The following is a 21243-nucleotide window of genomic DNA, read 5'->3' as shown; positions in this document are numbered from 1 at the left end:
CTACATAAGTGCGGATACAGAAAAAAGGAAGGCCGACGCGCGACCTTCCCCATCCTTTTCGACAATACCGCCGAAATCTCCTGCTTAGTGCGATAGCATTTTCTGGATCTGTTCGACGGCCGCATGCAGCTGCGCATCATTTTCCGGATCGAGAAGCCGCTCCAGCGCCTTTTCTTCCAGCTTCGACGCCGTCGCCGCGTTCACGACGCCCGTCTGCGGAAGCCCATGCTCCTTCTGGAAGGCGACGACCGCCTGTTTGGTCGCTTGGTTGAAGTACCCGTCCGTCCGGCCAGGCTGAAAGCCGAGGCCCTCCAAGATCAGCTGCACGTTCTTGATCTCGTCGCCTGTCATATCGAACGCGAGCTCTTTGTCGTCCGGAATCGTCACCGCCTCGAACAGCTTCGTCTGCTCGACGACGATATCCGGCGAGACGCCCTTCTCGTGGATCGTGTCGCCGTCCGGCGTCAGCCATTTCGCGATCGTCAGCTTTACGCCGCTGCCGTCGCTCAGCTTCACGGTGCTTTGCACGAGACCTTTGCCGAACGTCGTTTGCCCGACGAGCTTGCCGCCCGCCGATTCTTGAATAGCCGCCGCGAGAATTTCGGAGGCGCTCGCGGAGCCTTCGTTGATCAACACGACGATCGGATACGTCTTGCCTTTGCCTTTCGACGTCGTTTTCTCGCGCTTGCCGTCGCGGTACTCGAGGTGCATGATCGTCCCGCCGGACGGCACGAACGTTTCGGCGATCGACTGGACCGCCTGCACGACGCCGCCCGGATTGTTCCGCACGTCGATAATAAGGCCTTTCATCTGCTGGTCTTCCAGCTTCTTTAGCTCTTCCGTGAAATGCTCCGACGTATTGACCGCGAATTGGCGGATGCCGATGACGCCGATGCCGTCCGGCCGCATTGTCGATTCCACGGTTTCGAGGCTGATGTCGTCCCGAACGACGATAATGTCGATCACGTTGGCCGAATCCTTGCGCTGAATTTCAAGCTTCGCCTGCGTGCCCTTCGGACCGCGGATTTTCTCCACCGCCTGCGTCAGTTCAAGCCCTTGCAGCGATTCGCCGTTGACGGACAAAATTTTGTCCCCCGCCATCAATCCGGCCCGTTCGGCGGGCGAGTTCTTGATCGGCGTGACGACGACGACGTGGCCGTCCTGCAGGACGACTTCCGCGCCGATACCCGTGAACGTCGAGTTGATGTGCTCCGAGAACGACTCCACTTCTTCCTTGTTCAAATACTCGGAATACGGATCCTCCAACGCTTGGACGAGCCCGTCCAAGGCGCCCTCGGTCAACCGCTCCCGGTCGACCTCTTCGACGTACCGCTGCTCCAGCAGCTTGTAAACCGCCGCCAGCTTTTTCGCTTCTTCCTCGCTCAATCCGCCCGCATCTTTTTCCGGCTTCGCCTCGCCCGAAACCGTGACCGCCGGCCCTAAGCTCGCGACGAAGCGGTCGTCCAACGGGCCGACGACCGTAAGCGTAACAATGCTGCCGGCGAACAACGCCAGCAGCACGAACGCCAGTACCGTTCGGCCTTTAAACATCATCCGTTCACACCGCCTTCTCCTTACGGACGCATGCAACCTTTCCGCCCATATACTGAGAGTAGTATATGCAAGGCCTGTACCGGTTATTTACTAATTTTGAAAGCGATCAGCGCAAATACGGTTCCGGATCGACGGCGGCGTTGTTGACGTAGACGCCGAAATGCAGGTGGTTGCCGGTCGAATTGCCCGTCGAGCCGACTTCCGCGATCTTCTCTCCGGCGCTTACGATATCGCCGACCTTCACTTTGATGCCGCCGCTGCGGATATGCGCATACAGCGTCCGGAAGCCGTCTTTATGCTCGATGATGACGCAGTTGCCGTAGCCGCCGTACCATTGCGCGAGAATAACCTCTCCCGAAGCCGCCGCGACGATCGCGGTGCCCGCGGGGGCGCCGATGTCCAAGCCGGAATGCGTATGCTTTTTGCCCGTGATCGGGTGCGTCCGCGTTCCGAATTGGGAAGTGATCCGCTGGCTGTCCGGCACCGGCCATTTCAGCTGACCGCCTGTATATTTAACGACGTTCTTTTTCTTCGATTGTTCTTCCTGCTTTTTCAGCTCTCGCTGTTTTTTCGCCAGCTTCGCTTGCTCGTCCGCCAGCTCCATCAGCTTCCGCTCTTCCTCTTCGGTCACTTCCTCGAGCTCGTGCTCCTGAATTTCTAGAGAAGCAACGGCGACTTCCTTCTTCTCTCGGTTCGCCTTAAGCTCGTTCTGAAGCTGGGACGTTTGATCGACCAAGTTCGCTACGTACTCCAGCTGCGCTTCGACGTCGGCCTTTTTCCGCTCGACGGTTTGCTTGTCCAAGATGTTTAATTCCAAAATCTCTTTGTCCTGTTGCACGATCGACTGCAGCGCGTCGATGCGGTCAAGGAAATCGACGAAGCTGGTGGAGCTGAGCAGCACGTCGAGGTAGCTGACGAAGCCGTTCACGTACAGCAAGCGCAGCCGCGACTTCAACAAACCGTCCCGCGTGACGACGCGTTCTTCGGCTTCCGTCAACTCCTTCACGGTAAGCTGCAGATTTTCTTCGACTTCGGCCATTTGCTCGTTGAGCGCCGCGATTTTTTGGTTCGTCGCCGCGATTTCCTTCTCCAAGCGCTGGATTTCCGCGAGTCCCGCTTCCTTGAAGCCGCGAATGCGTTCGATTTCTTGCTCCGCTTTTTTCTGCGCAGCTTCGGTCGCCGCCATTTCCTTCTTCAGCTTCTCCAGCTGGGCGTTCACCTTCGCGAGCTCCGAGCTCGCCGCGACCCCCGTTCCGGGAACCGCGACGACGGAACCGGCGGCGAGGCTCACCGCAAGCGCGAGCGGCAAAATGTACCGTTTCAAAGAATCTCCTCCCTTGCTTTCGTCTTACACCTTCAGAAATTTTCGAACGGACAGCGTGCTACCCCACACGCCGATAATAAAGCCGAGGCCCATGAGGAGAACGGCCAGCACCTTCGCGACCTCTCCAAGCGGCACCAGCGCGATTTGCAGCAGACCGAGCTCCAGCTCCGTAGCCGAGATGAGCTGGCCGTAAGCGAAAATCAAAATAGCGGTCGGAATAACCGACCCGATAATGCCGAGCAATGCCCCTTCGATGAAAAACGGCCAGCGAATAAATCCGTTCGTCGCGCCGACCAGCTTCATGATGGCGATTTCGCGACGGCGGGCTACGATCGTTATTTTAATGGTGTTCGCGATCAGGAACATCGACATGAGGGCAAGTCCCCCCACGAGCACAAGACCGACGTTGCGCACGATGTCCGTTACTTTGAACAGCGTCCGCACCGTATCCGCGCCGTACTTCACTTCCCAGATCGGAGGCGGTTCTTGGCCTTCGTTAATGGCCAGAATGCGCTCCGCTACGAGATCAATCGTCCTCGGTTCGTAGACTTCTACTGTGAACGAGTCAGGCAGCGGGTTGTTGTCGCCCTCCTGCCCTTCGAGCAGGGCGCGCCCTTCCTCTCCGAGCCGTTCCTTCAGAAACTCCAGCCCGTCCTCTTTCGAGACGAACTCGATTTTTTTCACGCCGTCGATGCCGCCGATTTGGTTTTGCAGCTCAGGCACCTGGCTTCTTTCGACGCTGACGTCGAGGTAGACGCGAATTTCGACCTCGTTCTCGATGTCCTGCGTCAGCTTGTTGATGTTCATGGCGACCGCCAGGAACGCGCCTAAAATAAACAGCGAGATCGAGATCGCGCTGATCGAGGCGAAGGACATCCACCCGTTGCGCCAAATGCTGCGGAAGCCTTCCCGGAAGTGGCGGCGCATGGTGCTAATCCTCATAGCCGTACTCCCCTCTGAGCTCGTCGCGGGCGATCAGACCGTTCTCGATCGCGATGACCCGCTTGCGCATCGTATTGACGATCTCTTTGTTGTGGGTCGCCATGACGATGGTCGCGCCTCGGAAGTTGATTTCCTCCAGAAGCTTCATGATGCCCCAAGACGTCTCGGGGTCGAGGTTGCCGGTCGGTTCGTCCGCGACGATGACCGTCGGATTGTTCACGATCGCTCTCGCGATCGCGACCCGCTGCTGTTCGCCGCCTGACAACTGGTTCGGGTAAGCGTTCGCTTTATCCTTCAGCCGGACGAGCTCCAGCACCTCCATAGTACGCTTCTTAATGATGCGCGAAGGCGCTTCGATGACCTCCATCGCGAACGCGACGTTCTCGTAAGCGGTCATTTTCGGCAGGAGTTTGAAGTCTTGGAAGATCACGCCGATATTGCGGCGCACGAACGGAATTTTCCGCTGCTTTAATTTCTCTAAGTTGAACCCGTTCACGAAAATCGAGCCCTTCGTCGGCCGCTCTTCGCGGTAGATCAGCTTCATGAACGTCGACTTGCCGGCGCCCGAAGGCCCGACGATATATACGAACTCATTCCGTTCGACGCGCACGGACACGCCGCGGAGCGCTTGCCCGCCGTCCGGATACGTCTTATAGACGTCCTGCATTTCGATCAACCTGAATCACTCCTGTTTGCGCATAAGGTACATTTCGACAAAACTAGGGAAAATCCTCTAGTGAAATACGGTTTTCAACATTATGTAACATTATATCACTCGACTCTAGCGAAATTGGCTGAAAGTTCGTGGAAAATGTCCGGAACGTCGATTCGTGCGGGGCCCAGCTTTGTCCGAATTCGGCGAACGATTGAAGGAAGAATTTGTATCGAACGATCATATATTCATTGCATCAACCTATTTCGGACGAGGTGTATCGCAATGAACTCACGGTTGATTCGCTGGATTCTCATAGGCTGGGGAATCGGGCTTGCGGCGGCGGGCATCGTCGCTTGGTATGGAATGCATAGCGGGCTGCCGGGCGGCATGTCCGTTTCCGGATGGAACGTGGGAGGCATGCGGACGGACGAGTTCGAAAAAGGGCTCGCGGACCGCGTCGCGCAGCTTGCGCGAATGCCTGTCGCCATGACCGCCCCGATGCCCGGAGGCGGCACGGAGACGCGCACAGCGACGCTGGGAACGTTGGGTCTGCAGACGAACGCGGACCAGCTTCGCGCCGAAATCGGGCGGTTCGCCGAAGGGTCGGTATGGGAGCGCGCGTGGCGGCGCTGGCAATGGCACGGCCGTTCCTGGGAGCTGCGGGTCGCTTTCGACGCGAAGGCCCTCTCCGCCGCGGCGCAGCAAACGTGGCCGGAGCTGTACGCTTCTCGACCGGTCAACGCCGTCCGCTCGATCACGGAGCAGGACGAGGTGCGTTATTCTCCGGAGCGGAAGGCGCTGCGCCTCGACGAGAAAGGGCTGACATCGACGATCTGGACCGCCGTGCTCGGCGAGGGCGGCGCAGCGGCGGCCAAAGCGGGCCGGGCGGCGCATCCGTACGCGCTGAAGCCGGACGGGCCGCTCCAATCGAAGACGCCGCTGAAGCTGACCGTGCCGACGTACGAGCTGCAGCCGGAGGTGACGGTCGCCATGCTGAAGGAGCAAGGCGTCGAACGGCTAATTTCGTCGTTCACGACCTCGTTCGCCACGAGCGGCTCGGGCCGCCGGCACAATGTCGCGAAGACGGCATCCGTCGTGCACAACCGTCTCTTGAAGCCCGGCGACGTGTTCGACTACGCGAAGATCATCGAAGAAACCGAATCGAAATTCGGATTCCGGGAAGCGCCCGTCATTCTGAACGGGAAGCTCTGTCCCGGCGTGGGCGGCGGCATCTGCCAAGTCTCCACGACGCTGTACAACGCCGTGCTTCGCGCCGGGCTCGAAATCGTCGAACGCCGCAACCATTCGCTGCCGGTCAGCTACGCCCCCATCGGGCAAGACGCTACTTTCGCGAGCGGATACATCAACTTCAAATTTCGTAACAACACGGAGAAATATATATTAATCCGAACCAGCACCGAGAACGGGAAGCTGACCGTAAAGCTGTTCGGCTCGATGCCGCCGGGCGTCGCCTACGAGATCAAATCGGTGAAGCTGGAAGAGCTCGACCCGCCGACGAAGTACGTGAAAAACCCGCATTTACGCAAAGGCTCCGTAGAGCTGCTGCAGCGGGGCAAGCCGGGTTACGTCGTCGTGACACATCGGTACAAAAAAGTGAACGGCAAAGTCGTCGACAAGGAGCTTATTTCCAAGGACACGTACAAGCCGCTGCCGACATTATACGCTTCCAACAGCGGCGATGCGTCCGATCGCGAGCAAGAGCGTCACCGCGGCGATCCGATCGTAGAGGACGGCGTGAAGGCGCCGGCGGACTGATACTCGCAGGTTTAGAGGAACCGACTGTCCGTTAATATTCACAACGCTCTAGCGCTCCGTCCAATAGCGGAAACGACTGTCCGTTAATCGGCCGAAATCGTGCGTTTGACGCCTTTTTCGTCGAAATAGCGGACACCGTCTTCCGCTATTTTCCCGTTGTCCCGCCTTGCCCGCAAAATAACGGACACGGCTTTCCGCTATCCATTAAAGCCCAAGGAACAGCTCCGTTCGCTCCGCGCACAGCTCGTACGCCCGCACCCGCTGCGAGCCCCGCGCCGGCCGAATCGCCCCTTTCGCGGCCAGCGCACGCAGCTCCGCCTCGCCGTGCGGTCGCATACGCCGAGCGCCGGGCTCACGTCCCCCGGCAAGAATCCCTCCCAGCAAATAAAAAACGCCGCCCGCCCCTCCAGGGGACGAACGGCGCGTGCTTCGCGCTATACCTATCGTTCCGATTTTATGAAAAAGACGGTCACTCGGCAACCGCCGGCTCGTTCTGTCCGCCCAAGCGGCGCCGCGCCGTCTCCCGCGGTCCCGTCGCCGGCGCCAAACCGGCGACGCGGCCGAGGCCGAACTTCGGCATGTTCACGTATACCGATTCGTACTTGCCTTCGTCGACGATGTACGTTTCATGAAACACGCCGACGGCATGGGACTTCGCCGCCTTCGTATTAAAGTCCCGCCAAGCCTTCAGATGCTTCGCGCCGTGCCGCGCATAATGCTCCAGCTGGTCATAGGAACGCCAGTACTGAATCAGAATCGGCCCCTTGGGCGAGAGCGCGAACTGCATATCCAAGAAGCCAAGCTCCTTATTCTTATAAAGCTCAGCGATCATCGGCCCCATCGCCCGAAACACGGGAAGCCACCGATGCACCGCCCACCAACGATTGACGCTCATCCCGATAATGAATACGACCAAGCTGCCGCTGTACGCGGCCGTAAACCGGCCGGCTTCCGCCTTTGCCATGCTAGGACGCCTCCTTTTTCATATGAAAATGCTGGTCAGGTGCCGATCGTACGTCGCGCGAATGTCCTGCCTGCACATGTGCGCGGTCAGGTAAGCGCCGTAGAAGATCGTGAGCAGCCACTGCGCCAGAACGGCCGTGCTTTCTTCCCGCCGGCATTCGCCGTCCGCCTTCGCCTCGTCGATCAAGCGCCGGAACAAGGCGAAGATGTCCACCGGCGTCGACCGCGCGCGTGCCTCCCGCCCCGGGAACAACAAGTGCAGCTCGGCGTCGGACAACACCGGCATGCACGGGTGCATGTGCGTCTCCGACAAAAAACCGATCAAACTGAGCATCAACCCCGGCCGTTCCTCCGAGCCCTCCGCCACGCTGTGCAGCAGGTAACGCGCCGCGCCGGCTCCCCGCAGCCCATCCTCCTCGATGCGCAGCATCCGCTCGAGCAGCCACACGTTCATGAAATACACCAGGACGTCCTCTTTCTGCGGGAAAAACTTAAAAAACGTCACCTTGGACACTTCCGCCTTCTCGCAGATGTCCTCCAATTTCACCGCCCGGAACGTGCTGCGGCCGATCAGCTCTAAGCTTGCCTCGTACAGCGCGATTTTCGAGCGGGCTTTCTTCAGCTCGCGCAACGGCAGCTTCATTCGTCCTCCCGCCCGCCTGCGAGAAACCGAACTATCCGGCCCGCCTCGGCGTACCGTACGACAGCTTCAAGATACACATCAACCACTCCATATATTAACTTGTGTATCTATATTAACTCGAGTTAACTTTACTCGTCAAGCCAATTCCTTCCAACATTGAAAAAAAGCCCGAAACCGTCCGCGGCCGCAATGAGCGTTCGCATCCGATTTCGAGCTTATGAAGGTTGAAAAGCTGTTTATTTCGACGCGAGCCCCGACTTGGCCGCGTATTCCGCCGTCCACGCCTGCAAGCCGACGAGGGACGCCTCGGCGCGCGCAATCGCTTCGCGCACCTGCGGGAACGCCGTGCCGCCGTACACGGCGCGCGCGTTCACCACGTGCTCCGGCTGGAGCACGTCGAAGATGTCGCCCTCGAACTCGGGCGCGAACTTCTTGTACTCCTCCAGCGGCAGCTCGAGGAGGACGATGCCGCGCTCGATGCAGTGCAGCACGAGCTTGCCGATGATTTCGTGCGCCTGGCGGAACGGGATCCCCTTGTTGACCAGGTAATCCGCGATGTCCGTGGCATTCGAGAAGTCGCGGTCGACCGCGCCGCGCATCCGGTCCGTCCGCACCTGCATCGTCGCGATCATCGGGGCCATCAGCCGCAGCGCGCCGCCGACGTGCTTCACCGTGTCGAACATGCCTTCCTTGTCTTCCTGCATGTCCTTGTTGTAAGCGAGCGGCAGCGACTTCAGCACGGTGAGCAGGCCCACCAGATTGCCGTAGACGCGGCCGGTTTTGCCGCGGACGAGCTCCGCGACGTCCGGATTTTTCTTCTGCGGCATGATCGAGCTGCCCGTGCAGAACGCGTCGTCGAGCTCGACGAAGCCGAATTCGGTGCTCGACCAAAGGATGAGCTCCTCGCACAGCCGCGACAAATGCGCCATCAACAGCGACGCGTTCGACAGAAACTCGACGATGAAGTCGCGGTCGCTGACCGCGTCGAGCGAGTTGTCGTAAATGCGCGAGAACCCGAGCTGCTCCGCCACGAACGCCCGATCGATCGGGAACGTCGTGCCCGCGAGCGCGCCCGCGCCGAGCGGCAGCATATCGACGCGCTTATACGAGTCCATCAAGCGCTCCGCGTCGCGTCCGAACATCGCCACGTACGCGAGCAAATGATGGCCGAACGAGATCGGCTGCGCCCGCTGCAAATGCGTATACCCTGGCAATATCGTCTCCACATGCGCCTTCGCCTGGCCGATCAGCGCCTCCTGCAGCGCGCCGAGCAGCTCGACGAATTCGACGACCCGCTTGCGAAGGTACAAATGCATGTCCGTCGCCACTTGGTCGTTGCGGCTCCGTCCCGTATGCAGCTTCCCGCCGACCGGACCGATATCCGCGATGAGCAGCTTTTCCACCGTCATATGGATATCTTCCTCGGCCGCCGAGAACGTCACTTCCCCGCGCCGCAATTTCTCGAGCACGCGAGTAAGGCCCCCGATGATCGTCTGGACGTCCTCCTGCGGCAATATGCCCTGCTTGCCGAGCATCGTTACATGCGCGATGCTGCCCTGAATGTCTTCCTCATACAGCTCTTTATCGAAAAACACGGACGCGGTATACTCCTCCACCAACGCGTCGGTCGCTTTGGTGAACCGGCCGCCCCACAGCTTCGACATCCTGTTCGTCCTCCTCCGTCATGTACATAGGAAAGGAGCCGCCAACGTCCGTCCGTTGGTCGGCTCCGTCCCCTTCAATCGCAGTTTCTTAGGCGTTCGTCTCGGCAGGCGCCTTCGCCGGCTCGATGCCCTCGGCGCCGTGCACGGCCGAGGATACTTTCAACCGCAGCGCGTTGAGGCGGATGAAGCCCGTCGCGTCGCCTTGGTTGTACGCCTGCGTCGGGTCCGCTTCCATCGTCGCGATGTGCGGGTTGTACAGGCTGACGTCGCTCTTCACGCCGGCCGCCATAATGTTGCCTTTGTAGAGCTTCAGGCGGACCGTGCCTTCGACGTTCTTCTGGCTCTCCGTTACGAGCGCCTGCAGCGCAAGACGCTCCGGCGCGAACCAGAATCCGTTATATACGAGCTGCGCGTACTTCGGAATGAGCGAGTCGCGCAGCAGCATCACTTCGCGGTCCATCGTGATCGATTCGATGATGCGGTGCGCCTTGAACAGGATCGCGCCGCCCGGCGTTTCGTACACGCCGCGGCTTTTCATGCCGACGAAGCGGTTTTCGACCATGTCGACGCGGCCGACGCCGTGCTCGCCGCCGATTTCGTTCAGCGTGTCCATGACCTCGAGCGGCGACAGCGGCGTTCCATTGATGGCGACGCAGCAGCCCTGCTTGAACTCGAGCTCGATGTACTCCGGCTCATCCGGCGCGAGCTGCGGATCGACGGACATGACGTACATGTCGCGCACGTCTTCGCGCGTCGCGTCGAACCACGGATCCTCCAGCATGCCGCTCTCGAACGAGATGTGCAGCAGGTTGCGGTCCGTCGAGTACGGCTTCGCCGCGGACGCTTTGACCGGGATGCCGTGCTTCTCGGCGTATTCGATCATTTCCGCGCGGCCCGGGAACTGCGCCCGGAATTCTTCGATGCGCCAAGGCGCGATCACGTCGAGATCGGCCGCGAGCGCCGCCGCCGTCAGCTCGAAACGCACTTGGTCGTTGCCTTTGCCCGTCGCGCCGTGAGCAATCGCCGTCGCGCCTTCCGCGCGGGCGATTTCGACCATCCGCTTCGCGATGAGCGGACGCGCGATCGACGTGCCGAGCAAATATTGACCCTCGTACAGAGCGCCCGCTTGGAACATCGGGAAAATGTAGTCGCGCGCGAACTCCGCCCGCAGGTCTTCGATGTACACCTTGGACGCGCCCGTGTTGAGCGCCTTCTCCTCCAAGCCGTCGAGCTCGTCGCCTTGCCCGATGTCCGCCGTGAAGGCGATGATTTCCGCGTCGAACGTTTCTTTCAACCACTTGAGAATGACCGACGTATCGAGACCGCCCGAGTACGCCAGCACAATCTTTTGCTTCGACATAAGCCGCCGTTCCACCCTTCGCTTCGTTGAATTCCTATAACTACTATCGTATCCTTTATCCCATCAATGCCGCAAGGACCGCTTTCTGCGCATGCAGCCGGTTTTCCGCTTGATCGAACACGATCGAATGCGCGCCGTCGATGATCTCGGCGCTCACTTCTTCGCCGCGATGCGCCGGCAGGCAGTGCATGAACACGAAATCCGGTTTCGCGTATTGGGTCAGCTCCGCGTTCACTTGGAACGCGTGGAACGCCTTTTCCCGCTCCTGCTGCTCCGCCTCCATGCCCATGCTCGCCCAGACGTCCGTATATACGACGTCCGCGCCTTCGATCGCTTCTTTCGGATCGTAGTGGAACGTATATTTGCCGCCCGTCGCCGCCGCGGTTTCGCGGGCGATGTCCGCGACTTCCCGGTCCGGCTCGTATCCGGCCGGGCTCGCCACCGCGATATGGAGGCCGAGCTTCGCCGCGCCGACCATGAGCGAATGCACCATGTTGTTGCCGTCGCCGATGTACGCGATTTTGAGACCTTCCAGTTTGCCCTTATGCTCCAGCACGGTCATGTAGTCCGTCAGCGCCTGGCACGGGTGCGACAGGTCCGTCAAGCCGTTGATGACCGGCACAGTCGCGTTGCGCGCCAGCTCGACGACGTTCTGATGCGCGAACGTGCGGATCATAATGCCGTCGACGTAGCGAGACAGCGTGCGCGCCGTGTCGGCGACCGTTTCGCCCCGGCCGAGCTGAATATCGTTCTTGGACAAGAACAGCGCATGGCCGCCCAGTTGGAACATGCCGACCTCGAACGACACGCGCGTCCGGGTCGACGATTTTTCGAAAATCATCGCCAGCGTTTTGCCGGCGAGCGGCTGGTACGTTTCTCCCGCCTTTTGCTTGCGCTTCAGCTCGATGCCGAGCCGAATCAAATTGCGAATTTCGTCGGGCGTATAGTCGGCCAGCGCCAGGAAGTCCCGGCCCTTGAACGGTTTCGCCAACGATTCTGCGTTATCCTTGCCTTCAGAGGCTTGCAACGCCGCGGTTTCCACGCGCACCTCTCCCCTCTATGCGTAAATGCCGTTCTTCGCGTCCGCCGCGATGACGCTCGCGAGCAGATCGAGTCCACGGTACCACTCTTCTTCCGAAATCGTCAGCGCCGGCAAGAGCCGCAGCACGTTCGGTCCCGCCGTGACGACGAGCAGCCCTGCCTCCTGCGCCTTCGCGACGATGTCCGCCACCGGCTCCTTCAGCTCGACGCCGATGAGGAAGCCGCGGCCGCGCACTTCGACGAAGCTCGGGTGGCCGGCCAGCTTGCTCCGCAGCCGCTCCATGCCTGCTTCGCCCAACGCTTTCGCGCGCGCCGGGAGCTTATCGTTCACGATCGTCTCGAGCGTGGCGATCGCCGCCGCGCAGGCGATCGGCGTGCCGCCGAACGTCGAGCCGTGTGAGCCGGCCGTGAAGCCTTCGCGAAGATATGCCTTGCCGAGCATCGCGCCCATCGGGAAGCCGCTGCCGATCCCTTTCGCGAGCGTCAGAATGTCCGGCTCGATGCCGAATTGCTCGTATGCGAACAACGTGCCCGTCCGGCCGATGCCGGTCTGGATTTCGTCGGCGATGAGCAGCAGTCCATGCTCTTCGCACAGCGCCTTCACCGCTTCCAGGAACGCCGGCTGGGCCACGTTCACGCCGCCTTCGCCCTGCACGAACTCCAGCATGATCGCCGCCGTCCGTTCGCCCACCGCCGCCTTCAGCCCTTCGACGTCGTTGTAATCGACGTGGACGAAGCCGGTCGGCAGCGGATCGAAGCCGTCCTTCACTTTCTCCTGACCGGTCGCCGTCAGCGTCGCTAGCGTGCGGCCGTGGAACGATTTGTTGAACGTGACGACCTCGTACCGGTCGTTGCCTCTCACCTTGCGCTGATAGCGGCGCGCGAGCTTGATCGCCGCCTCGTTCGCTTCGGCGCCGCTGTTGCAGAAGAACGCGAGGTCCGCGCAGCTGAGACGCGCAAGCAGCGCCGCCAATTTCTCTTGGTTCGGAATTTCGAACAAGTTCGATACGTGCCACAGCTCGCCCAGCTGCTTCACGAGCGCTTCCTTCACCGCCGCCGGCGCATGGCCGAGGTTCGTGACGGCGATGCCGCTGACGAAGTCGAGGTATTCCTTCCCCGCTTCGTCCCATACGCGGCTGCCTTCGCCTTTCACCAGGCGGATCGGAAACCGCCCGTAATTCGGAAACAGCGCTTCTTTGCCCGTGCTCATGCCCGCTCCCCCTTCCGCGTTACGCCGGCGTGACGGACGGTTCCGCCACGATCGTCGTGCCGATTTTCTCGCCGCGCAGCACTTTGCCGAGGACGCCTTGCTCCGAGCCGTTCACGATGACGACTTCGTTGACGCCGCCGCCGAGGCATTTCAGCGCGGCCTTCACCTTCGGAATCATGCCGCCGTAAATTTCGCCGCTGTCGATCATCGCTTGAATCTGGCTCGGCGTCACCGTCGGCAGCACCTGCTTCTCGCCGTTCACCGTGCCCGCGATGCCCGCCACGTCGGTGACGACGATGAACGGTCCCGCGCCGAGGCTCGACGCGACCGCGCCGGCCGCCGTATCCGCGTTAATGTTATAGCGCTGGTTGTCGACGCCGAGGCCGACCGGCGCCACGACCGGAATGTAGCCCGCCGTCAGCATCGCGTTCAGTAGTTCCGTGTTGACCTCCGTCACTTCGCCGACGTAGCCGAGACGGTCCGCATTCGCGACCGCTTCCGCCGTAAGGAGCCGTCCGTCCGTGCCGGAGAGGCCGACCGCTTTCGCGCCGTTCTGAGACAAGCGGCGGACGATCTCTTTGTTGATTTTGCCCGCGAGCACCATTTCCGCCACGTCGAGCACTTCCGCGCTCGTGCGGCGGAGACCGTCGACGAACTCCGTATGAATGCCGAGCTTATTCAGCGCCTGCGAAATCGCAGGCCCCCCGCCGTGCACGATGACCGGCTGCTTGCCTTCCTTCTGGAACGCGGCCAGCTCCGCGAAGAACGCGTTCGGCAGCGCCGCCAGCGTGCTGCCCCCGCATTTGATTACGAACGTGTTGCTTTTACCCGCTTCGCTCATCCTCGTTTCTCTCCCCTCGTTATGTGCGGTACGACGCGTTGATCTTGACGTAGTCGTAGGTCAAATCGCAGCCCCACGCCGTCGCCTTGCCCGCTCCGCCGTGCAAATCTACATGTATGGTCACTTCTTTACCGTCCAAATACGCTTTCGCCGCCGCTTCGTCGAACGGCAGCGGAGCCGACTGCCGCAGCACCGTGATGCCGCCGAGTCGAATGTCCACCGTGTTCGGGTTGATCGGCACGCCCGCGCGCCCCGCCGCCGCGATGATGCGGCCCCAGTTCGCGTCGGAGCCGTATACGGCCGATTTCACGAGGTTCGAGCCGACGATCGTCTTCGCGATCGCCCGCGCGTCGTAATCGGACCCCGCGCCGACGACGTTCACTTCGATGAGCTTCGTCGCGCCTTCTCCGTCGCGGGCGATCTCCTTCGCCAGCGTCTCCGACACGAAACGGAACGCCGCCGCGTAATCCGCCCAATCCGGATGATTCGGGCTCAGCGGTTCGTTGCCCGCGAGGCCGCTTGCCATCGCGACGACCATGTCGTTCGTGCTCGTGTCGCCGTCGACCGTAATCATATTGAACGTGACGTCCGTCGCGCTGCTGAGGAGCGACTGGAGGCAGCCCGGCTGGAACGCCGCGTCCGTCGTGATGAAGCCGAGCATCGTCGCCATATTCGGATGAATCATGCCCGAGCCCTTCGCCGCGCCGGCGACGTACACCGGCTTGCCGTTCACCGTCAGCTCGACGCAGACCGACTTCTTCACGAGGTCCGTCGTCATGATCGCTTGGCAGAAGTCTTCGCCGCCGGCAGCGCTCAGCTTCCCGCCGAGATCCTCGATACCGCCGCGCACCTTCTCCATCGGCATCGGCACGCCGATGACGCCCGTCGACGTAACGCCGACGTAATGCTCCGGCACGCCCAGCGCCGCCGCGAACGACGCGCGCATGTCTCGGGCGTCGCGGTCGCCCTGCTCGCCCGTGCAGGCGTTCGCGTTGCCGCTGTTCACGAGCATCGCCTGCAGCTTGCCCTCTTTCGCGAGGGACTCCTTCGTGACGGCGAGCGGCGCCGCCATGACGACGTTCGTCGTGAAGACGCCCGCCGCGTCCGCCGGCACGTCGCATACAATCGCGCCGAGGTCGTTCCGCTCCACTTTCTTAATGCCGCAGTAAACGCCGCCCGCGCGAAACCCTTTCGGCGTCGTGACGGTTCCCCCCGCTACTACGGTGAAACTTGTTTGCCCGATCATGCTTCTGCCTCCCCTAATCTTGCCGCGTCCGCCTCGCCCTGGACCGCGCGTCCTCTTATGGATATACCGGCGCCAACCGGAGTCCGAGATCCTCGTCCCAGCCCATCATGATGTTCATATTCTGCACCGCTTGCCCCGCCGCGCCCTTCATCAGGTTGTCGGTGACGGAGATGATCGTGACGCGCCGCGTGCGCGGATCGACCGCGAAGCCGATGTCGCAGAAGTTGGAGCCCCACACTTCCTTCGTCGCCGGCCATTGGCCTTTGTCACGGATGCGTACGAACTTGCGGCCTTCGTAATAATTGCGGTACAGCTCGATCCAAGCGTCCTCGTTCATATACCGCTCGTCGGCGATGCTCGCGTAGGTCGTGCACAGAATGCCTCGCGTCATCGGCACCAGATGCGTCGTGAACGTCGTCGTCACCGGCTCGCCCGCCCGGTCGCTCAGCACCATCTCGATTTCCGGAATATGCTGATGCTTGTTGACTTTATACGCTTTGAAATTTTCGTTGATCTCCGAATAATGTACGCCGAGGTTGACACCTCTGCCTGCGCCGGACACGCCCGATTTCCCGTCGATGATGATCGTCCCGCGGTCGATCGCGCCTGCCTCCACCGCCGGCACCAAGCCGAGCGTCGCCGTGGTTACATAGCAGCCCGGATTGGACACGAACGCCGCCCCGCGCACCCGGTCCGCGTACACCTCGCAGAGACCGTATACGGCGCCGTCCAGCGCGTCCTGCGGCGGCGCTTCGTGTTTGTACCACGTCTCGTAAGCGGCGCGGTCCTTCAGGCGGAAATCGCCGGATAAATCGATCACGCGAACGCCCGTCTCGAGCAGCTGCGGCACGAGCTTGCCGCTGACGCCGGACGGCGTCGCCGTGAACACGAGATCCGCCTTCTCCCGGATGAGCCGCGGATCGACCGCGTCCAGCGTATCGACCGTCAGCACGCCCTGCAAATGCGGATAGCCCGCCGTGAGCGCTTCCCCTGCGTTCGACGACGAGATGACCGAAGTGATGTCAACCTGCGGATGATTGGCGAGCAAACGAATCAGTTCGACCCCGCCGTAGCCGGTCGAACCGACGATTGCCGCCCGTAATTTGTCCTTCAACGAATGTTCTCCTCTCGCACCGTCTTGCCCGGTCGTTTCAAGATATGAATTATTATACATAGGTATGCATATTGATACAACCCTATTTTTTGCCCGTTTTCGCGCCCAAACTTCGCCGGACGCTCGCCCGCTCACTGCACCTTGAACCCTTCGCCGAGCACCTCCGTCGCCCCCGTCAGAATGACGAACGCCTGCGGGTCGACCGACTGCACGAGCGTTTTCAGCCTCGTCACTTCGGTTTGCGACACGACGACCATGAGCACCGTCCGCTCCCGCCTCGTGAAGCCGCCTTGCGCCGTCAGCCGGGTGAGTCCCCGGTCGAGGTCGTGCAGCACCGCCTGCGCGATTCGCTCCTCGTCCTCGCTGATAATATAGGCGACTTTCGCATGCGAAAAGCCAAGCTGCACGACGTCGATCGTCTTCGTCGTGACGAACAGAGCGATGAGCGCATAGAGCGCCTGCTCCGCGGAAAAAACGAAGCCCGCCGTCAGGATGACCAACCCGTCCAGCATCGCCACCGCGAGCCCGAGGCTGACCCCCGTATACTTGGCGACGATTTGCGCCGCGACGTCCATCCCGCCGGTCGAGCCCCGCCCGCGAAACACGATGCCGAGCCCCGCGCCGATGCCGAGTCCGCCGAACACCGCCGCCAGCAGCGGGTTTTCCGTGAGCGGCGCCCAACTAGATGTCAGCAGCACGAACAGCGGCATGACCGCCGTGCCGACGGCCGTCTTCATGCCGAAGCGCCGGCCGAGCAGCCAGACGCCGAGCAGAAACAGCGGCACGTTGAGCGCCCACTGCGTCGCCGCCGGCGTCACCCCGAGCAGCGCCCGGACGATGATCGAAATGCCGGACGTCCCGCCCGAGGCGATCTCGTTCGGCTCAAGAAATAAGTTGAACGTCGCCGCGATCAAGAAGGCTCCGATCAGCAAAAGCGCATATTCCAATATCGTATGCGCCGGGCTCCCTACGGGTAAACGCGGCGCCTTCCTTCTCGCCCGGCGCCGTTCCGCGGCCGCGTTCATGCGCCGCACCTCCTTATCGCTTAGCAAAAAGGACCATCTTCTCCAACAGGAGTAGGATGGTCCTTCCGCCGTCCGCCTTATTCGCTCTTTTGGATTTGGCTGCGCAGGTACGCGTTGATGAACGGATCGATTTCTCCGTCCATGACGGCGCCGACGTTGCCCGTTTCCTCCCCGGTGCGGTGATCCTTCACCATGCTGTACGGGTGGAAGACGTATGAACGAATCTGGCTTCCCCACGCGATATCCGACTGTTCGCCGCGAATCGAAGCGAGCTCTCGCTGCTGCTCCTCGAGACGGCGCTCGAACAGCTTCGAGCGGAGCATCTTCATCGCCCGGTCGCGGTTCGAAATTTGCGAACGCTCCGTCTGGCACGCCACGATGATGCCCGAAGGAATATGCGTGATGCGGACCGCCGACTCCGTTTTATTGACGTGCTGACCGCCGGCGCCGCCGGACCGGTACGTATCGACCTTCAGATCCTCCGGACGAATTTCGATTTCGCTGTTGTCGTCCTCGATCTCCGGCACGACGTCGCACGACACGAACGACGTATGGCGCCGTCCGGACGCGTCGAACGGCGAAATGCGAACCAACCGGTGCACGCCTTTCTCGGCCTTCAAATATCCGTATGCGTTATAACCGCTGACCGCGATCGTTACGCTTTTGATCCCGGCTTCGTCGCCCGGCAAATAGTCGAGCACCTCGACCTTGAAGCCGCTCTTCTCCGCCCAGCGCGTATACATCCGGTACAGCATCGACGCCCAATCCTGCGACTCGGTGCCGCCGGCGCCCGGGTGCAGCTCGAGGATCGCGTTATATTTATCGTACGGCGAGCTGAGCAGCAGAGTGAGTTCGAACTGCTCGAGCGCTTCCGCCAGCTTGCTCACGCCCTCTTCCCATTCCGGGATGAGGCTTTCCTCGCCTTCCTCGGCGATCAGCTCCTGCATGACGAGCAGATCGTCGCAGTCGGTCTGCAGCTTCTGATACTTCTCTACGACCGACTTGATCGCGTTCATCTCCGCGATCGTCTTCTGCGCGCGCTCGTTGTCGTCCCAGAAGTCCGGGGCCGACATTTTCACCTCAAAATCGCCGATGCGCTCCAGCTTCAGATCTAAGTCAAAGAGACCCCCTAAGCGCTTCGAGTTTTTCCGCCGAGTCGCGGAGGCGATGGCGAATCTCCGGATCCATCATCATGTGTACATCTCTCCTTGTTGGTATTGCCGCGTGCGCATGCAGGAAGCCCGGCAATATGCTTCCGCCGGGCCGCCTTTTATCGTTATATTACGCCTGCATGCCATGGCACTGTTTGTATTTCTTGCCGCTGCCGCACGGGCACGGATCGTTGCGGCCGATGACGTTGTCGGCTTTCGCCGGCTTTTTCGTCACCTCTTCCTTCGCGTTGACCGCTTGGCCCTTCGCGACCTCTTGACGCTGCAGGTTCGATTGCACCTGCGCCTTCATGATGTACTTCGCGACCTCCTCCTGGATGGAGGCGATCATCTCTTCGAACATCGCGAAGCCTTCGAATTGATATTCGCGGAGCGGATCGGTGCCGCCGTATGCCCGAAGGTGAATGCCCTGCCGCAGATGATCCATCGCGTCGATATGGTCCATCCACTTGCTGTCGACCGCGCGCAGCACGATGACCTTCTCGAACTCGCGCATGAATTCCGGCGGGAGCTCCTTCTCGCGCTCTTCGTACGCCTCGCGCACGACGCCCTTGAGATATTCTATGATCTCTTCCGGCTCTTTGCCTTCCAATTGTTCCGGGGACACTTGCCCTTCTTTCAGGAACGTGGCGTTGCCGTATTCCACGATCGCCGCCAAATCCCAATCCTCCGGCACTTCCTCCGGCGGACAGTGCGCTTTGACGATGCGCTCGATGACGTTGTCGACCATGCCGAACACGATGTCGCGGATATTATCGGAATGCAGCACTTCGTTGCGCTGTTTATACAGCACCGTCCGCTGCTGGTTCATGACGTCGTCGTATTGAAGGACGACCTTCCGCACGTCGAAGTTGTTGCCTTCGACTCGCTTTTGCGCCGATTCGATCGACTTTGTGATGAGCTTGCTCTCGATCGGCTGGTCTTCCTCGAAGCCGAGCTTCTCCATCATGCCCATCACGTTGTCCGCGCCGAACCGCTTCATCAGCTCGTCCTGCATCGACAAATAGAATTGCGTCGAGCCCGGGTCGCCTTGACGGCCGGCGCGACCGCGCAGCTGGTTGTCGATCCGGCGGCTCTCATGGCGCTCCGTGCCGATGATATGCAGGCCGCCGAGCTCCTTCACGCCTTCGCCGAGCACAATGTCCGTACCGCGGCCGGCCATGTTCGTCGCGATCGTGACCGCGCCCTTCTGGCCTGCCTGCGAGACGATCGCGGCTTCTTCGGCGTGGTACTTCGCGTTCAGCACCTTATGCGGCACGCCGCGCTTCTTCAGCAGCGACGACAAATATTCGGACGCCTCGATCGACGTCGTGCCGACCAGCACCGGCTGACCGATCTTGTGCTTCTCGACGATCTCCTCGACGACCATCCGATATTTGCTCGCCACCGTCTTATACACGACATCCGGCTTGTCTACGCGGATCATCGGACGGTTCGTCGGCACGACGATGACGTCGAGACCGTAAATCTTCTTGAATTCCTCTTCCTCCGTCTTCGCCGTACCCGTCATGCCCGCAAGCTTCTGGTACATCCGGAAGTAGTTCTGCAGCGTAATCGTCGCGAGCGTCATGCTCTCGTTCTGAACCTCGAGCCCTTCCTTCGCTTCGATCGCTTGGTGCAGGCCGTCGCTGTAACGGCGTCCCGCCATCAACCGTCCCGTGAACTCGTCGACGATGACGACGTTGCCTTCCTGCACGACGTAATCGACGTCGAGACGCATGATCGCGTTCGCCTTGAGCGCCTGCGTTATATGGTGGTTGAGCAGCACGTGCGCGTGATCGTACAAGTTCTCGATGCCGAACGCCCGCTCCGCCTTCGCCACGCCGGCTTCGGTGAGCGCCGCCGACTTCACTTTAATGTCGACCGTGAAATCTTCTTCCGGCTTGAGCGTCTTCACGAACCGGTCCGCCGCATAGTACAAGTCGGCCGACTTCGCGGCTTGTCCGGAAATGATGAGCGGCGTCCGCGCCTCGTCGATGAGGATCGAGTCCACTTCGTCGATCAACGCGTAATGGAGCGGCCGCTGGACGATCTGCTCTTTATAAAGGACCATGTTGTCCCGCAAATAATCGAAGCCGAACTCGTTGTTCGTGCCGTACGTAATGTCGCAGGCATACGCGTATTGTTTCTCGGCGTGCGACATGCCGGCGAGGTTCGTGCCGACCGTCAGCCCGAGGAAATTATAAATTTGCCCCATTTCGGTCGCGTCGCGCTGAGCCAAATATTCGTTGACCGTAACGACGTGTACGCCCTTCTTCGTGAGCGCGTTCAAATACGTCGGCAGCGTCCCGACCAACGTTTTCCCTTCGCCCGTCCGCATCTCCGCGACTTTGCCCTCGTGGAGCACCATGCCGCCGATCAGCTGCACGTCGTAATGACGCTTGCCCAGCACTCGCTTGGAAGTTTCCCGGACGACCGCGAACGCCTCCGGCAGCAAGCTGTCCAGGCTCTCCCCGTTCGCGTGCCGTTCCATGAACTCCTGCGTCTTCGCGCGCAGCTGTTCGATGCTGAGCTTCTCCATATCAGGTTCCAAGCCGTTTATTTGCTCTACGGTGCGTTGCAGCCGTTTGATTTCTCGTTCGTTCGAATCCCCGAAAATCTTTTTCACTAAGCCGAGCACAAGCCGTTCCCCTTTCCAGGTTGAACTATTAAACACCATTGTATCAGTTGGTTATATATGTCGCAAATAACCGGCGAATATTCACTATTACGCAAG

The 21243-nt window shown here is 60.8% G+C and carries 18 protein-coding genes; 1 reads left to right on the top strand and 17 read right to left on the bottom strand.

All coding sequences use genetic code 11. The features are described 5' to 3' along the window. Nucleotides 1-84: 84 nt before the first annotated feature. The 4 genes from VE009_RS21305 to ftsE all read right to left on the bottom strand — a co-directional run bounded on the left by VE009_RS21305 (nt 85) and on the right by ftsE (nt 4496). Nucleotides 85-1554, bottom strand: coding sequence for a S41 family peptidase (locus VE009_RS21305; protein WP_325011179.1), 1470 nt, complete (start codon nt 1552-1554; stop codon nt 85-87). A gap of 106 nt (nt 1555-1660) precedes the next feature. Beyond that, nucleotides 1661-2878 carry a murein hydrolase activator EnvC family protein gene (locus VE009_RS21300; protein WP_325011177.1) on the bottom strand — a complete coding sequence of 406 codons (1218 nt, stop codon included), beginning with the start codon at nt 2876-2878 and terminating at the stop codon, nt 1661-1663. Nucleotides 2879-2902: 24 nt separating this feature from the next. After that, nucleotides 2903-3820, bottom strand: coding sequence for a permease-like cell division protein FtsX (gene ftsX / locus VE009_RS21295; RefSeq protein ID WP_325011175.1), 918 nt, complete (start codon nt 3818-3820; stop codon nt 2903-2905). Continuing rightward, nucleotides 3810-4496: a cell division ATP-binding protein FtsE gene (ftsE, locus tag VE009_RS21290; RefSeq protein ID WP_325011173.1), complete on the bottom strand. Its 687-nt coding sequence runs from the start codon at nt 4494-4496 to the stop codon at nt 3810-3812. Before ftsE ends, ftsX begins: the two co-directional genes overlap by 11 nt. A 261-nt stretch (nt 4497-4757) precedes the next feature. On the opposite strand from ftsE, the gene VE009_RS21285 reads away from it, so the two are divergent. After that, nucleotides 4758-6251, top strand: a complete 1494-nt coding sequence (locus VE009_RS21285; protein ID WP_325011171.1) for a VanW family protein — start codon at nt 4758-4760, stop codon at nt 6249-6251. A gap of 204 nt (nt 6252-6455) precedes the next feature. On the opposite strand, the gene VE009_RS21280 is transcribed toward VE009_RS21285, so the two are convergent. The 13 genes from VE009_RS21280 to secA all read right to left on the bottom strand — a co-directional run bounded on the left by VE009_RS21280 (nt 6456) and on the right by secA (nt 21147). Continuing rightward, nucleotides 6456-6587, bottom strand: coding sequence for a hypothetical protein (locus VE009_RS21280; RefSeq protein ID WP_325011169.1), 132 nt, complete (start codon nt 6585-6587; stop codon nt 6456-6458). Nucleotides 6588-6720: 133 nt separating this feature from the next. Further along, the gene (locus VE009_RS21275; protein WP_325011167.1) at nt 6721-7215 is read right to left on the bottom strand and encodes a DUF4188 domain-containing protein; all 495 of its coding nucleotides are present in this window, start codon (nt 7213-7215) and stop codon (nt 6721-6723) included. A gap of 18 nt (nt 7216-7233) precedes the next feature. Next, a complete protein-coding gene (locus tag VE009_RS21270; protein WP_325011165.1) occupies nt 7234-7857 on the bottom strand; it encodes a helix-turn-helix domain-containing protein in 624 nt (207 codons plus the stop codon). A gap of 236 nt (nt 7858-8093) precedes the next feature. Then, on the bottom strand, nt 8094-9521 hold the full coding sequence (argH, locus tag VE009_RS21265) for an argininosuccinate lyase (RefSeq protein WP_325011163.1): 1428 nt from the start codon (nt 9519-9521) through the stop codon (nt 8094-8096). A gap of 88 nt (nt 9522-9609) precedes the next feature. Then, nucleotides 9610-10881, bottom strand: coding sequence for an argininosuccinate synthase (locus VE009_RS21260; protein WP_325011161.1), 1272 nt, complete (start codon nt 10879-10881; stop codon nt 9610-9612). A gap of 55 nt (nt 10882-10936) precedes the next feature. Next, entirely contained in the window at nt 10937-11872 is a 936-nt protein-coding gene (gene argF / locus VE009_RS21255; protein WP_325011468.1) for an ornithine carbamoyltransferase, read from the bottom strand. Between the two features lie 66 nt (nt 11873-11938). Further along, nucleotides 11939-13132, bottom strand: coding sequence for an acetylornithine transaminase (locus tag VE009_RS21250; RefSeq protein ID WP_325011159.1), 1194 nt, complete (start codon nt 13130-13132; stop codon nt 11939-11941). A gap of 19 nt (nt 13133-13151) precedes the next feature. After that, a complete protein-coding gene (gene argB, locus VE009_RS21245) occupies nt 13152-13973 on the bottom strand; it encodes an acetylglutamate kinase (protein ID WP_325011157.1) in 822 nt (273 codons plus the stop codon). 19 nt (nt 13974-13992) lie between these two features. Continuing rightward, complete coding sequence (gene argJ / locus VE009_RS21240; RefSeq protein ID WP_325011155.1) at nt 13993-15219, bottom strand: bifunctional glutamate N-acetyltransferase/amino-acid acetyltransferase ArgJ; 1227 nt, start codon at nt 15217-15219, stop codon at nt 13993-13995. A 55-nt stretch (nt 15220-15274) separates the two neighbouring features. Then, entirely contained in the window at nt 15275-16333 is a 1059-nt protein-coding gene (gene argC, locus VE009_RS21235) for an N-acetyl-gamma-glutamyl-phosphate reductase (RefSeq protein WP_325011153.1), read from the bottom strand. 131 nt (nt 16334-16464) lie between these two features. After that, a complete protein-coding gene (locus tag VE009_RS21230) occupies nt 16465-17358 on the bottom strand; it encodes a YitT family protein (RefSeq protein WP_325011151.1) in 894 nt (297 codons plus the stop codon). A gap of 77 nt (nt 17359-17435) precedes the next feature. Next, nucleotides 17436-18549, bottom strand: a protein-coding gene (gene prfB, locus VE009_RS21225; protein ID WP_325011467.1) for a peptide chain release factor 2 whose coding sequence is annotated in 2 segments (ribosomal slippage) — nt 17436-18476 and nt 18478-18549 — 1113 coding nt in all. Because the reading frame shifts where the segments join, the coding sequence is not laid out codon by codon here. A gap of 90 nt (nt 18550-18639) precedes the next feature. Continuing rightward, the gene (gene secA / locus VE009_RS21220; RefSeq protein WP_325011149.1) at nt 18640-21147 is read right to left on the bottom strand and encodes a preprotein translocase subunit SecA; all 2508 of its coding nucleotides are present in this window, start codon (nt 21145-21147) and stop codon (nt 18640-18642) included. Between the last annotated feature and the right edge of the window lie 96 nt (nt 21148-21243).

It is taken from the genome of Paenibacillus sp., assembly GCF_035645195.1.
Classification (GTDB): Bacteria; Bacillota; Bacilli; order Paenibacillales; family YIM-B00363; genus Paenibacillus_AE.
Note: the sequence above shows the minus strand (reverse complement) of the source record. Positions and strands in the feature narration are given on the sequence as shown.